General features: G+C 58.0%; 12 protein-coding genes. All 12 read left to right on the top strand.

The annotated features are described in order from the left end of the window. Positions 1-713: 713 nt before the first annotated feature. The 12 genes from KEC45_RS09395 to KEC45_RS09340 all read left to right on the top strand — a co-directional run bounded on the left by KEC45_RS09395 (position 714) and on the right by KEC45_RS09340 (position 13,398). The gene (locus KEC45_RS09395) at positions 714-2,813 is read left to right on the top strand and encodes a hypothetical protein (protein ID WP_252171959.1); all 2,100 of its coding nucleotides are present in this window, start codon (positions 714-716) and stop codon (positions 2,811-2,813) included. After that, positions 2,803-3,168: a hypothetical protein gene (locus KEC45_RS09390; RefSeq protein ID WP_252171958.1), complete on the top strand. Its 366-nt coding sequence runs from the start codon at positions 2,803-2,805 to the stop codon at positions 3,166-3,168. The genes KEC45_RS09395 and KEC45_RS09390 overlap by 11 nt, the downstream gene beginning before the upstream one ends. Further along, positions 3,152-5,662 carry an Hsp70 family protein gene (locus tag KEC45_RS09385; RefSeq protein WP_252171957.1) on the top strand — a complete coding sequence of 837 codons (2,511 nt, stop codon included), beginning with the start codon at positions 3,152-3,154 and terminating at the stop codon, positions 5,660-5,662. Before KEC45_RS09390 ends, KEC45_RS09385 begins: the two co-directional genes overlap by 17 nt. 73 nt (positions 5,663-5,735) lie before the next feature. Continuing rightward, positions 5,736-6,464: a PD-(D/E)XK nuclease family protein gene (locus KEC45_RS09380; protein ID WP_252171956.1), complete on the top strand. Its 729-nt coding sequence runs from the start codon at positions 5,736-5,738 to the stop codon at positions 6,462-6,464. A 9-nt stretch (positions 6,465-6,473) separates the two neighbouring features. Next, positions 6,474-7,103, top strand: a complete 630-nt coding sequence (locus tag KEC45_RS09375; RefSeq protein ID WP_252171955.1) for a hypothetical protein — start codon at positions 6,474-6,476, stop codon at positions 7,101-7,103. A gap of 374 nt (positions 7,104-7,477) precedes the next feature. Further along, positions 7,478-7,996, top strand: coding sequence for a hypothetical protein (locus tag KEC45_RS09370; RefSeq protein WP_252171954.1), 519 nt, complete (start codon positions 7,478-7,480; stop codon positions 7,994-7,996). Further along, positions 7,996-8,622, top strand: coding sequence for a MobA/MobL family protein (locus KEC45_RS09365; RefSeq protein ID WP_252171953.1), 627 nt, complete (start codon positions 7,996-7,998; stop codon positions 8,620-8,622). The genes KEC45_RS09370 and KEC45_RS09365 overlap by 1 nt, the downstream gene beginning before the upstream one ends. Then, positions 8,615-9,175, top strand: a complete 561-nt coding sequence (locus KEC45_RS09360) for an antitoxin Xre/MbcA/ParS toxin-binding domain-containing protein (protein WP_252171952.1) — start codon at positions 8,615-8,617, stop codon at positions 9,173-9,175. Before KEC45_RS09365 ends, KEC45_RS09360 begins: the two co-directional genes overlap by 8 nt. A gap of 274 nt (positions 9,176-9,449) precedes the next feature. After that, positions 9,450-11,240 carry a DUF885 family protein gene (locus tag KEC45_RS09355; protein WP_252171951.1) on the top strand — a complete coding sequence of 597 codons (1,791 nt, stop codon included), beginning with the start codon at positions 9,450-9,452 and terminating at the stop codon, positions 11,238-11,240. Between the two features lie 106 nt (positions 11,241-11,346). Next, positions 11,347-11,991: a PepSY-associated TM helix domain-containing protein gene (locus KEC45_RS09350; RefSeq protein WP_062180118.1), complete on the top strand. Its 645-nt coding sequence runs from the start codon at positions 11,347-11,349 to the stop codon at positions 11,989-11,991. A gap of 11 nt (positions 11,992-12,002) precedes the next feature. Then, the gene (locus tag KEC45_RS09345) at positions 12,003-12,536 is read left to right on the top strand and encodes a DUF2271 domain-containing protein (RefSeq protein WP_062180121.1); all 534 of its coding nucleotides are present in this window, start codon (positions 12,003-12,005) and stop codon (positions 12,534-12,536) included. Positions 12,537-12,555: 19 nt separating this feature from the next. Next, complete coding sequence (locus tag KEC45_RS09340; RefSeq protein WP_062180124.1) at positions 12,556-13,398, top strand: DUF4198 domain-containing protein; 843 nt, start codon at positions 12,556-12,558, stop codon at positions 13,396-13,398. Positions 13,399-13,466 lie beyond the last annotated feature (68 nt).

Genomic DNA, 13,466 nt, shown 5'->3' with positions numbered 1-13,466 from the left:
ATCCATTGAACCTGGCTCTTTGAAGACCGTCCGCTCTCGAGCGAAAACCATCAGAAGCAGACCAAGATAGCAAGCCGGTCCTCTACGGCAGCAAATGACTGTTTGGGCCGTTCTCGACGCAAGTTCAAAGCCGCCATTCCTAGCCCCGCGATTGCCCTCCTTAGTTATGTCTGTAGTTGGCGATTCGTATGATTGAACCTTCGGCAGCCCGAAAATCGCCTATGTGTCACACGGCGAACAATGCTTCTTGCAACGTTTTAGGCTCTTTGATCACTCCGACGCCTCCCGTTCGCCTTAGTCGCCGCGACTATCGCGGGTCCATAAAAAGGGTTCGTCCCCCGCAATACCCTGACAAAGGAATTACCGCCAATTCGGATCATAAACTAACCTGGCCACGACCCTGCGCGTGAGCCGCAACTATCGACAACGAGTTGCGCACATAGTGATGGAGATCAGAAAAGGAGCCCCATTCACTATAAAAACCGAGCTCGTGATGAGACGCGAAGGCTTGGCTTTTCACGCTCCCTTGGAAGCGGGCACCTCATAGCGAAAAAAAGAATTGATCAGTTCCCGACGACAGGCAAATAGGATCAGAGGGGGAAGAATGACGCGTCCAAGGCTTTCAAGAACCGCGCGCAATAGCGTGCCGATTTGGTGGTGGGCAATGCAAGCCGCCCCCGCTCTGTTGACAATTCGATAGATTAGAGAATCCTGTGACTTCGCTCCACCTATTTGAGAATCCCTTCGCAGTGCTCGGTGTCAGTCCGCGAGCGCGGCGTGACGAAATCAATGACGCGCATCAGGACGCCTTGCTCGACGCCGAAACAACTGACGCCGAGCGCAAGCTGGATATGGCCCGCCAGGCGCTCTTCACTCCGAGAGAGCGGATTTCGGCCGAGTTGTCCTATCTTCTGGGAATGCGGCCGAGCGACGCCCGTGCGACGTTAAAGCTTCGAACCTCCGTGCAGTTGGAGGAAGCAGCCCAGAATGTAGGCGGTGTTGCGAAGGCCAACCTAATCGCGGAAGCATCCCGGATATCAACAAGTGTTACCGAATCCCGCCGGCTCATCGACCAGCTGCTGGCAGCTCACTTAGATATTGAAGAAGGCGATCTTCACCGAACGGTCGAGGAAGAGCGATCGGTTTCAGGTTTTGGTAAGGTGTCCAGTTCCGAAATCGCCAGTGAGCTTAAGTCGCTGACGGAACGGCACGCTGCGTTCGCACTTGACGCATTCGCGCGCTTTGACGCCGCAACCGACGAAGTGCTGCGCATTGTAGAAGTGCGCTGCGCCGCCGCCTCACTTCGCAAAGACCGCTTGGCGACCAGTCTGATCGCTCAATACGAGCAGCTGGTTTCTCCGACGCTCGAGAACGAAATCACCGCGATCTCCTTGCTGTTGGATGATTATGTCGGCCATCTCTCAGGTCGGGCAATATTCCCCAAGCTGGAACAGCGGTTGCTCGATTGGGACAGAATTGCACAACCGTTGCAGCGAGCCGACCAGCACCTGGGAGCTGATGAAGTTCATTCGGAACGCCTCTACAGAGAAGTTCGTCGAGCAGTGCTCACGCTGGCCAACGAACATGAGCGCCATGCCGATGCACTCCGACTGAGTGAATTGGCCCAGAAGATTTTCGCCGAGCTACCGAGCGCCGCCGCCCAGCTTGCCGGCGATGTGGACGCATTAGTATCTCTCGAACAGGACCAACGTGTTGCATCCATTCTGATGCCGTTGGCAGCCGCGGTAGATCGGGCGGTATCTAATTTAAGCAAAACGAGTTCCACAATTGCCCGCGCGGGTTTTACGATGACATCGCCTGATCCTGTAGGCGAAGTTCGACGCCTGTACGGCGAGATCATTGATCGCCAGAGTGATCAAAACATTGTCGCCGGCGCTGTGCGGCTCGTTCGCTCGCTTTCGATCGCCCTTCACAATAATCAGGAAGATGGCGAGGGCGCGGCCGTCATTCTCGATTATCTGTTTCTGGCCGTCAATAAGTTGCCGCCAGAACTTGTGACCATTCTCCAGAAAGATCGTGAGACGCTTGAACGAACGAAAGCCTCCATCCGCCTAGCTGAAGCGCTGCGAACAGGTAATTTTAAGGATGCCAAGGCTCATTGCGCAGTTTTGATGGAAAGCGAGGATCCCGACGAGAGAGCGCAATATTCTCGGATACAGCAGCAGATTGACGAGAAAATTATTTCCGGACGGACCAACTCGTTTGTCAGCTGGGGCGTCATCGGCATCATCGCTCTGATCGCAATCTTCAGCAATTCGGGCGGCGGAAACGACAGTGTCGCCGAAGACGCAGCCTATGCGAGCTCGGACGAGGCGATCCTTGATGACGCAACTGCAGCCGCAGAGGATCCGTTGGCAGATGCCAGCGAGACGGTTGCCACGCCGGACGATGGTACCGAGACGCCGCCGGAACCTTATTCCGGGACATCGCTCTCGTTATCTGAACTACGCTATTGCCTTAAACAGACAGAGCGGTTGGATGCTGCGCGGGCGGCAGTCAGTTCTTATACGCAGCAGAATCGCTTTAATGCCGAAGTTACCGATTTTAATAGTCGCTGTGGCCAATTTAATTACGATCAGCGAGATAAAGCGACGGTTGACGGCGAGATTATTCTTGAGACCGACCGCCTCCGGAGAGAGGGAGTGGAGCTGCTCGGACCGAGTGCGCCATCGCCGACAATTGTTCGGCCCCCGCAGCCCTTCGCACCATCGAATGATGCTGCGCCGACATTTGGTGACGCGGTTGACGAACTTGGCGAGAGTGTGCCCGAAGGAAATCCCTATGGCGAATGAGCTTGAAAACTGGGCGAACTTAGCCATCGATTATTGGAAATTGCTGCGCAGTTGCGAACGAATTAGCGACAATCTTTCCGGCGACCGGAGCGAACGATTTGCAGCGCAGGTCAGGTTTTCCTCCGGACGGCTCGCACAGCATCTCTCCAGCTTAGAGGTGGAGCTCGCGACCTTCGAGGGCCAGATTTTTGGCCCGGAAATTCCCGCCGTTGCGATCAATCACGACGAGTTTGACGATGCGGAACCATTGGTAGTCGACAAGGCGATCGAGCCAGCGATTATCTGCAAAGGACAGGTTATTCATTCGGCCCGAGTGGCCGTAAAGAAGGCAGAGAACAATGTATCTCGGAATTGATCTAGGAACTTCAAATTCGGCGATTGTCGGCATTGATAGCGGAGGCATTAGGCTTTTCAAAACCGAAGACGGCAAAGACGTACTCTCCAGCACGCTCTACTTTGACCGTCGCGGCCACATGTCGGTCGGTACCCGGGCACAGGCGCAGGCCGAGCTGTCTCCTGAAAACGTCGCTCAGGGCTTCAAGCGGCTTATGGGAACCTCGAGCACGATCGAACTTAAGGGAGCGGACAAGATCCTCACCCCGGAAGAAGCAAGTACCGAGATCATCCGCCAGCTTATCCGGCAGGCGACCGCTGAATCGGGTTCGGTAGACGTCGCGGGCGCAATTATCACTATCCCCGCCGCTTTCAACCAAATGCAGTCCGAGGCGACCATTCGTGCTGCCCGAGCGGCCGGATTGTCTCGAGTAGGCCTGCTGCAGGAGCCAGTCGCCGCGGCCATGGCTGCGTTGGAGGGAGCGTCGCGCCGAGACGGGCGATTTCTCGTTTACGACTTAGGCGGCGGAACTTTCGACGTTGCGCTTGTCGAAGCCAGCGGCGGTGCGGTAAATGTCATCGCACATGAGGGCATCAACATGCTCGGCGGCCGCGACTTCGACCGCGGCATTCTGGACACGATAGTCCGTCCCTGGCTCGCCGAAAAATTTGATCTTCCTGCCGACGCCGCCGTTCGTCCCGAGTATCGGAGAATGTTCGGCATTCTGCGGATGAAGGTCGAAATGGCGAAAATCGAGCTATCGAGCCGCGATAAAACGATCGTCTTCTTAAGCGAGGAAGATGCCCGCGCTACCGACAACGCAGGTACGGAAATCTACACCGAAGTCGAAGTGAGTCGCGCCCAGCTAGAGACGCTGATCGCTGATCAGATTGATGACTCCATCACCTTGTGCCGTAAGATTCTAACCGACAATGGCCTAAACCACGAGGACATTGACCGGATAGTCTTCATCGGTGGCCCTTCAAAAATGCCTGTCATACGTGAGACCGTTAGCCGAGAACTTGGCGTCCCCGCTGACCATAAGACTGACCCTATGACAGCAGTTGCGAGAGGTGCAGCAATTTTTGCCGAAAGCCGCGACTGGGGCAGCGCGACGGGGCAACGGAAAAGCGCTCGCGGCAGCTTGGCGGTCGAAGGCAAGTTAGAACTCAAGCTCGCCTTTACTGCCCGAACATCGGACGAAAATGCAAAGTTGCGGATCACGGCCGACACCCAGGATAAATCCTATTGCTATCAAATCACCGGGCCGCAGGGCTTTGACAGCGGGATTGTCAATTTCGATGGCAAAGCATCGCTCAGCCTTCCTCTTCCCAGTCTCGGCGCACATCAATTCAAACTGACCGTCACCGATGTCGACGGTCAACCCGCGTGCGAGCCGCAGACCATTGAGTTTATGCGTTCCGCAGCAACGGCGGCGGCCATACACGCAACCCAAACAGTCTCGGTCAAGATTGCTGACGGCCCGGCATCCGAGCGCCGCAACATCCTCGTTCCCTTGATTTCAAAGGGCACCCCGTTACCCGTAAAAAATACATCCTCTTACCGTCTTCGCGAGACGCTGACTGGGGGCATCCCTTCCCATTTCGATGTCGAGCTTTTCAATCACGCCGAAGGCGTCGACGACCCGCTTCTAAACCTTTCCATTGGCGTCTTCCGCATTCGCGCCGACGATATCCTCGACGATGGGGACAGTTTAGTCGCGGGATCGAGTATCGAAATCCACTGGAGCATGGACGACAACGGCTTGATCAACTGCGAGGTCGCAATCCCTGATCTGGGGATCCACTTGGATAACAAGAGCTATTATGTCCCGCAGGCCAACCATGAGCGCTTTGATGGCGACGAGGGCGAATTACTCGCGACCAAAAAGCTCGGTGAAGCGCAACAAGCTCTGTCTCACGCGAGATCGGCGTTGGGTGCATCGTCGGAACTTGATCGAATGGAGCGCCGTCTAGCGCGTCAACAAGAACTTCTCGATAATTCCATTGATGCCGAGGCCCGGCGATTGGCGACAGAAGAGGCTCTTCACGTTCAGCAGGAACTAGCCCGGCTTAGCGACGCGCCTGAACACCGCAAGGCAATGCTGCTCCAAGAAATTGATCGGATTGAGGAAGGAGCGGCCGACCTTATTGAAAAGATCGAGGCAGAAACGGCGCAGCGCCTCTCTACATTGCTTCATTCGGCTCGGGAAGAGCTCAGCAATGGCAATTGGAAAAAGGCCAGGGATCTGGTTGAACAGGCGCGCTCCATTTTTCAGCGAGCTCTTTTCCAACAACCGACCTTCATCGCTGCAGTTTTTGAGAATTTGCGCGACGAACGATTCTCCGCCCTTGACAAAAATCTGCATGACCAACTCACAAGAGAGGGAGATGCGGCAATTGCGGCGGGAGATGTCGATAGCTTGCGTGAGGTAGTTGCTCAGATGTTCGGGAATCGAATGCCCACCGAACATTCGTCGAAGGGCGTCTCGATGCTGGCCGGCCTCCTCCGATGATCATAGGCCACGCAAAAAATTGCCCGCGCCAGGCTATAGTTTGGCCGATCATCCGGCGGCGGCGTAGCGCCGGATGATGTCACTGACCGACAACCCGAACCTTCCCCGGATTACAGAATTCTTTGCCGCTGCCCGAGCACTGTTTCCCCACTGCTTAGTGCAGCAACCGCCGATCAATTCGACTGCGATTGCAAGATTTTTCGGTGAGATCGGCCAGCCGATTGCAGACGCCAGAAGTCGGGGGGTATTTCTGAATCCGTGGTCGATGGTGCGAGTGGACCGACTGGAGGTGATTAATAGCGCCGTCCTGACCCAGTTTTGGGATCCTCGACGTTCAGGATCGCGGGCCGCCGCGTTCCTCAATGCCTTCTTTCGCCGCATTGAACGCGGGCGAGACTGCCATTTGCCGTCGAAAAGCGAGCTAGACATGGGGTACGCCATCACAGCCGAAGCCAATCCTATGGCCGAATTGAGCGACCGCCTCGATATTCTGATTGAAACGAAAACCCAAATTGTGGGCATCGAGATCAAGATCGATGCCGGGGAAGGTGTCGAACAACTTGCCCGTTACCGCGCGGCTCTGGGAAGGCTCGCAGCTATCTCTCCCGGAAAACAAGGCTGGTCGCTCATTTATTTGACCCGGACTGGCGCCGATCCTGGTGAGGTTGTCCCCGCCAGCTGGCGCGACATATCGGTCTCCGCTCGTCACATAGCGCCGGTAAAGGCAGCAGAGCGCGAGTTCTCCGACTGGCTAATCCTCGCGTTCGCAGACCATGTCTCGACGTTCCAGACGACTTCTTAGGATATTTCTATGCAATCGGACCCCAAGCTGAACGCGCTCATCACGCGAAATATTGGAGAATTCGAGCAAACGAGAGCCTATCTCGACGACATTTTGTGGCTCGAACTTTTTAAGGCTTTCTCTTCGGTATTCGATTCTGCGACCGACAATGCTTCGCTGGTGTCTTATCGCAACGAAGAAGACGAGGAATTCTGGTTTCGGAAAAAGGATTGGGTACAAGATAATGAGGCCGTCGGCCGCGGACGATTTGCCTTCTATCTGGGTTATCAAATCAAAGGCGGAAACGACGAAAGCTGGCTATCCAACTTCACGGGAACATCTCCGAGCGGCACTGGTGCGGGGTTTTATTTTGAACAGCGGTGTGTCCGGCATGGCGGTAAATGGAACGGATTTATTTCAGACCACAACCCGGCGGTAAAAGCCATTCTCGACGCCGGATTCAGCCTTGAAAAGCCTTCCCGCATCTACCTCCCGCTCAAATTTGATCAGGAAGAACTCGCATTGGCCTTCGAAGCTGAAGCACCCGAAGATGCTCTCGGCCCGCTTCGGCACGCCATCGAGAAGATCATCGAGACTTTGCCGCTCTTCGACGGCCTGATCGCCCAAGCGAACAGCCAGCTTGAAATGCGTGAAGGCTGAGCAGGAGTTTTTAGCTCCGCCGAAATAGCTGCCTCCGTCTGTAAGGCAGTCTCGAGAAAAAAATTCGAGCGAAAACGTGCCACTAGATCGCAAAACGACGGCGCGGAAATGTCATTCGTCGCACGCACCGCCCGCTGGCTGGGCTCTCAGATTCTTAGCTCATCAGAAACTGGCTTCCACCAGATGACTCAACTTGCACGCGCTGAGTTGAGCATCAGTTCATCAGTCGTCTGCCTGGCCTGTCGATTGGCTGGGAATGCCTCCTGCCGGGACCCAATTTGGTTAAGTAAAAATATCAAGTTCGGGATGCCGTGAGCTCCCGAGTAGATGAAAAATGAGGGGGCTCCGATCACTATAAGACGGAGATTCTCTCAATGACCAAGATTATGGATGAACGCGTTTCGCGCGTGAGCGGGAGGATGATGAGCATCTTCCTTCAAGACGTGTTCGGTGACAGAGATGCGGTAGAAGTTCGGTTGGGGTTGCCAGCAGGAGCAGCGCGGCTCCGAGACCGCAAGCTCATCGTTGCTGCAACTGTGTGCGATCCGGTGATGTTTCGCGATGCTATGCAGCACGCCGCTATATCCACGGGTTGTGATGTCGTTGTAAGTCATCACGGATTTTACCCCGAAGTATTAAACCACGTCCGTTTCGGCGTGGTGAGCCACATAGACGGCGCCCTCTGCCACTTGGACCGCATGCTGCTCTACGTTCATCGGGCAGATGGCTATTGGCTCCTCCCAGAGGCGAGCGGTCCGTACGTTGCCCTTGAAGAAGGCGGTCTGCGGCTCGACTGCAATCCTCCTTTCCTCACATTCGATCAGCGCGCCTACGGCTTATGCGAGGCTGCCAAGATGATCGCCCGCCGCACCCGCAATGTGGGGATCACGTAATGGCAAAAAAAATGAAAGTGCCGCCGCCTGGTCTCGATTATCTGCCCGTCATCGGCGTGACCGAAAATCTGTCGTTTGGGATCATCCAGGCTGAGCCAGTAAACGGAGGAGCTCAAGTGACTGCCGAGAGCGCGGTGTTCAAGCGAATGTATCCGGTCCTCCGCCCTGAGGATTCAAAAGCAGCATGGATCAATCCAACATGCTTCATGCATTCGGTTCAGTTGCCGCCGGGGGCTAGCGATGAACTCTGGAGTGCCCAGCGCCTCGCTCGGGCATATGATGAGCAGGGGTACCAGCTTCGAGATGTGATTGTCATTGTGACATTACGGTTCCCGGAAGCCGAAGTCATACCGCCCGAACTGCGGCTCCACGAAGCTTGGCAAACGTCTCAGGAGTTTGTCAGGCAGCGTATTGTATCAGAGCATAGGGTTGCAGCAATCTCTGTAATGCATGTCCCCGCCAGGGCGGCGCGACCAGGCTCTCCGCATGTACATGTTATGGTTCCCGCACGAGAACTTCTTCCGAGTGGTTTCGGAAAGTTCGCACGGCCCCTCGGCACCGATGAGGGCAGGACGATTATGGACCTTGAGTGGGCATCTTGGCGCAGGGAGAACGGTCTTGGTTGAGGACGACAATGACCAGTACCGACGAAAGCTAGAGGAATGGGTGGCGGCCCACCCTGGGATTCCAACAGGCAGTGATATCCTTCAATCAGGTGATTTCGAAATCTTGGCAGGATTTGTCCTGCGCGTTGTCGGGGCGGCCGGTCTCGCCAGTCCAATTGCATGGGTGGATCAACGGGCGGTCATCGACATCAATGAGACGCCACCTGCAAATCCCATCATGAGAATATTCGCGGGTTTGGCTCGCGCTTGGTCTCTATCCCCGTCAGAGAAAGTGGGATTGCTCGGAGTGATCTCTTATGAGGATTTGGAGACGCTCAACGATTTGAGAATAGAGCAGGTGCCTACTGCCATCGCCCAGCGACTCATTGCAATTCTTGAAATTTTCAAGGCCATCAACATCCTCCTCCCGGTTCATTCGAGAGCGGACGGCTGGATCAGAAGAGAGAACGCAGGTGAGCTCTTTCGAGGCCGCACGCCGCTTGATGTCATGACCCGAGATATCGAAGGACTGCAATCCGTTCAGGGATACCTTCAAGCCGAAGTATCACTGTAAGCCAATCGAGGGTCCCAGTGCCAAACGCGTCCATGGTATCATCCATGGTATCGGAGAAATTTCATGAAAAAAACGGGTTGTATTTCAATAGACTCGAGTGGCAATGTGGCGGGCTCCGTCTCCGCCACCACCTTCCTTCGTCGAGCCCGCCCTGATGGGGGCTAGGCTGACTCCCCGAAATTTTGCCTTGGCTCGCGGGCGTCAATCGCGGTACCGCCGACGGCTTCGAAGCAGGGAAGGGTGTCCAGTGCGGCTATCACGACGGGAATTCTCATTGGCATTGGCGACCAGCCTGATCGCTGCGCCGGCAGCGCGGGCGGCGGCGAAGGGCGGCACAAGCGACGCGGCGTTTACCGCCTTTCTCGACGCGGCTTTCGAGGCCGAGATCGCGCTCGACCCCGAACAGCTCACCCAGCTTGGCCGCAAGGAACAGCAGGACCGTTTTACCGACCCGAGCGACGCGGCTGCGGCTGCCCGGCTTGCCTGGCGCCGGGCCAATGTCACGGAAATGAAGAAGAAGTTCGACCCGGCGACGCTCGGTGACGACGCGCGGGTGTCATATGACATGTGGCTGCTGGAGCTTGAGCGGGCCGAGGCGTCGACGAAGTGGCGCGGGCATAATTATGTCTTCGACCGCAATGGCCCACACACCGGCTTGCCGAATTTCATGATCAACCAGCATCGTGTCGACACGACCGCGGATATGGATGCCTATATCGCCCGAGTCACCGCGCTTGGCCCGACGCTCGATGTCTATCTCGACCGCGCCAAGGCTTCGGCGGCAAGTGGGGTGAGAATGCCCGGCTTCGCCTACGACCAGTCAATCGAGCTCGTCGGGCGGCTGACCACCGGCGCGCCATTCGACGACGGTGCCGACAATGCGTTGTTCGCCGATGCGAAGGCAAAGGCGTCGGGTCTCGTGACCGAAGGGAAGGCCGACGCTGCGGCGTCCGATCGCTACGTCGCACAGGTCGCCGCAGCAATGACGGGATCGATGAAGCCCGCTTACGGCCGGCTGCGCGCCTGGCTCATCGCCGACCGCGCCAAGGCCTCTGCCGACCCGCGCGGCGCGGGAGCGTTGCCCGATGGCGCCGCTTATTATAACGCGATGCTGCGGCTGCAGACGACGACCGACATGACCGCCGAGGAAATTCACGCGCTCGGCCTGTCGGAAGTCGCGCGTATCCGCGCGGAGATGGAAGCGCTCAAGGCGAAAATCGGCTTCGACGGCAAGCTCGAGGACTTTTTCGTCTTCCTGCGCAGCGACGATCGTTTCTATGTCGCGAACGACGACGCAGGCCGCGCGATCTATCTCAAAAAGGCGGAGGATTATCTTGCCGGCATGCGTGCGCGGCTGCCCGAGCAATTCGGGCGACTGCCCAAGGCCGATCTGATCGTCAAGCGCGTTGAGGCGTTTCGCGAAGAGCCGGGCGGCGCCGCGCATTATTCGCCGGCGGCGCTCGATGGGTCGCGACCGGGCATTTTCTATGTCCATCTCGCCGATACGCGCGCGACCCCGATCTACGAGATCGAGGGCACCGTCTATCACGAAGGCCACCCCGGTCATCATATGCAGATCGCGCTCGCGCAGGAAATGACCGGCACGCCCGAGTTCCGGAAGAATTATTTCTATGGTGCCTATGGCGAAGGATGGGCGCTCTATGTCGAGCGGCTTGCGAAGGAGATGGGCTTCTACACCGATCCCTACAGCGATTTCGGTCGGCTGGGACGCGAGATTTGGCGCGCGATCCGCCTGGTGGTTGACACCGGAATTCATGCAAAGGGATGGAGCGAGGCCGAGGCGCTGGCCTATTACACCGCCAATTCGCCGCAGCCGATCGGAAAAATCCGCTCTGAAATTCGCCGTTATTTCGTCACGCCCGGACAGGCGACATCATATAAGGTCGGCATGCAGCGCATCCTCGCGCTGCGCGACAAGGCGCGGACGGCAATTGGCCCGCGATACGACCAGCGCGTGTTTCACGAGATCATCCTCGGACGCGGATCGGTACCGTTGCCAGTGCTAGAAGCGCAAGTCGATCGCTGGATTGCCGCGCCGGCCTGATTGCGTAAGAACGATGGCGTATTGCATCAGCGTAAGGCTGGAATAATTATTGTAATTGCGAATCGTTCGCGATACTGGCCGTGCATCTTTTTGGCAGAACTTCCAGATGCACGCACCCACATCTTCGCGACCGGCGACTAAAAAGAGCCGGAAGGCCTTCTGGCTGAAGCAGCTGCATATGTGGCACTGGATGAGCTCGGCCGTCAGCCTGATCGGCCTGCTGCTATTCGCGATTACGGGCTTCACGCTCAACCATGCCGCCGATATCGAGGGCTCGCCTGTCGTAACGCAGCAATCGGCGCAGCTGCCGCAAGCACTGCTGGCGCGCCTCAATGCTGCGGCGCCCGATGCGGAGAAGGCACCCCTTCCGCCCGCCGTCGCCGAATGGGTCGAAGAAAGCTTCCCGGTAAAGGCGTCGGCGGAAGCGGAATGGTCCGAAGGCGAAGTCTATCTGCCCGCGCCCCGCCCGGGTGGCGATGCCTGGGTCGCGATCGACCTAGAGACCGGCGCCGCGTCGGGAGAGGTCACCAGCCGCGGATGGATTTCCTACCTCAACGATCTTCACAAGGGGCGCAATTCGGGCGGCGAATGGAGCCTGTTCATCGACATCTTCTCCTTCGCTTGCCTGGTATTCGCGATCACCGGCCTGTTCCTGCTTCAGCTACATTCGGCGAAGCGCAAGAGCACCTGGCCGCTCGTCGGACTGGGCCTCGCGATCCCTGCCGCTATCGCCATCATCTTCATTCACTAGGGAGACCCATCATGCAGCTTTCCACCCCGGTGCGCATCCTCGGCGGCACGATCGGCCTCGGCGCCGTGCTCGGTGTGCCGACGGTCGCGCTTGCCAATCCGGCGACGATGGATGTCACGATCAATATTCCGCGGCTGAAGGTCGCCGAATATCACAAGCCCTATGTCGCGATCTGGGTCGAAAAGGCCGGCGGACCCGCGAAGACCGTCGCAGTCTGGTATGATTATGACATGAAGGCGAACGAGGGGACGAAGTGGCTTCGCGACGTGCGCCAGTGGTGGCGCGCCGCCGGCCGCTCGATGACCTTCCCCGCAAACGGCATCACGGGCGCGACGCGTGCGCCCGGCGCGCACAAGGTCTCCTTCACACGCGCGCAACTCGGCGCAGCGGCACCCGGCCAATACACGTTGGTGATCGAAGCCGCGCGTGAGGTTGGCGGCCGCGAACTGCTGCGCATTCCCTTCATCTGGCCCGCCAAGGCCGGGGCAGGCGGGCGCGCCGCAGGGACGACTGAACTGGGGGCCGTTTCGGTCGCCTTCCGCTAAAGACTGAAAGGACAGGGATATGAAGAAGCGAATTTGGGGTTTCGCCGCGACCGCCGCGCTGGCTGCGCTGGTCGCCGTTCCGGCTTCCGCACACCGTCAGTGGATGCTGCCGTCGTCGACCGTTCTGTCGGGCGATGACGTATGGGTCACCGTCGACGCTGCAGTATCGAACGACCTCTTCTATTTCGAGCATCAGCCGCTGCGTCTCGACGCATTGAAGGCCTGGGCGCCCGACGGCAGCGAGGCGACGATCGAGAATAAGTCAACGGGCCGCTATCGCAGCACCTTCGACGTCCATCTGACGCAAAAGGGCACTTGGCGCATCGCCTCGGTTTCCGACGGCGTGATGGGCAGCTATGATCTGAACGGCAAAACCGAGCGGCTGCCGCGCGGTACGACCACAACGAACCTCGCCGAGCGCATCCCCGCCGGTGCGACAAATGTGAAGACTGCCGAATCGAACAACCGCAACGAGATTTTCGTGACGGTGGGTGAGCCGACGACGACCCTGTTCAAGCCGACGGGGAAGGGCATCGAACTCGTCCCCGTGACGCATCCGAACGATCTGATCGCGGGCGAGGCGGCGACCTTCCAGTTCCTGCTCGACGGCAAACCTGCCGCAGGCCTGCCGGTCACGGTGATCCCGGGCGGCATCCGTTATCGCGACCAGCTTGGCCAGATGGACCTCAAAACCGGCGCCGACGGCAAGGTCGCGATCAACTGGACCGAACCTGGCCTCTATTGGCTGAACGTCACTACGCCGCAGGCAGAACGTGAAGAGGGCGCGCCCGAGCCCGCGACGCCCCCCGCGCCGCAGCGCCGCGCAAGCTATGTCACGACGCTGGAAGTGCTCGCGCCCTGACCGACCGCATTCTGATCCCCCGCGCGCTTACGCCCGCGGCCTTTGCCGGGCGCAACGCCGGGGCGATT

Origin of the sequence: Sphingopyxis sp. USTB-05 (assembly GCF_023822045.1) — a bacterium.
Taxonomy (GTDB): domain Bacteria; phylum Pseudomonadota; class Alphaproteobacteria; order Sphingomonadales; family Sphingomonadaceae; genus Sphingopyxis.
The sequence above is the reverse complement of the archived record's forward strand: the minus strand, read 5'-3'. Positions and strand labels throughout refer to the sequence as shown.

Excerpts from the sequence above, each read along its gene's own strand:
- KEC45_RS09340 (WP_062180124.1), top strand. The coding sequence starts at position 12,556 with ATGAAGAAGCGAATTTGGGGTTTCGCCGCGACCGCCGCGCTGGCTGCG.
- KEC45_RS09375 (WP_252171955.1), top strand. The coding sequence starts at position 6,474 with ATGCAATCGGACCCCAAGCTGAACGCGCTCATCACGCGAAATATTGGA.
- KEC45_RS09370 (WP_252171954.1), top strand. The coding sequence starts at position 7,478 with ATGACCAAGATTATGGATGAACGCGTTTCGCGCGTGAGCGGGAGGATG.
- KEC45_RS09350 (WP_062180118.1), top strand. The coding sequence starts at position 11,347 with ATGCACGCACCCACATCTTCGCGACCGGCGACTAAAAAGAGCCGGAAG.
- KEC45_RS09345 (WP_062180121.1), top strand. The coding sequence starts at position 12,003 with ATGCAGCTTTCCACCCCGGTGCGCATCCTCGGCGGCACGATCGGCCTC.
- KEC45_RS09385 (WP_252171957.1), top strand. The coding sequence starts at position 3,152 with ATGTATCTCGGAATTGATCTAGGAACTTCAAATTCGGCGATTGTCGGC.
- KEC45_RS09390 (WP_252171958.1), top strand. The coding sequence starts at position 2,803 with ATGGCGAATGAGCTTGAAAACTGGGCGAACTTAGCCATCGATTATTGG.
- KEC45_RS09365 (WP_252171953.1), top strand. The coding sequence starts at position 7,996 with ATGGCAAAAAAAATGAAAGTGCCGCCGCCTGGTCTCGATTATCTGCCC.
- KEC45_RS09380 (WP_252171956.1), top strand. The coding sequence starts at position 5,736 with ATGATGTCACTGACCGACAACCCGAACCTTCCCCGGATTACAGAATTC.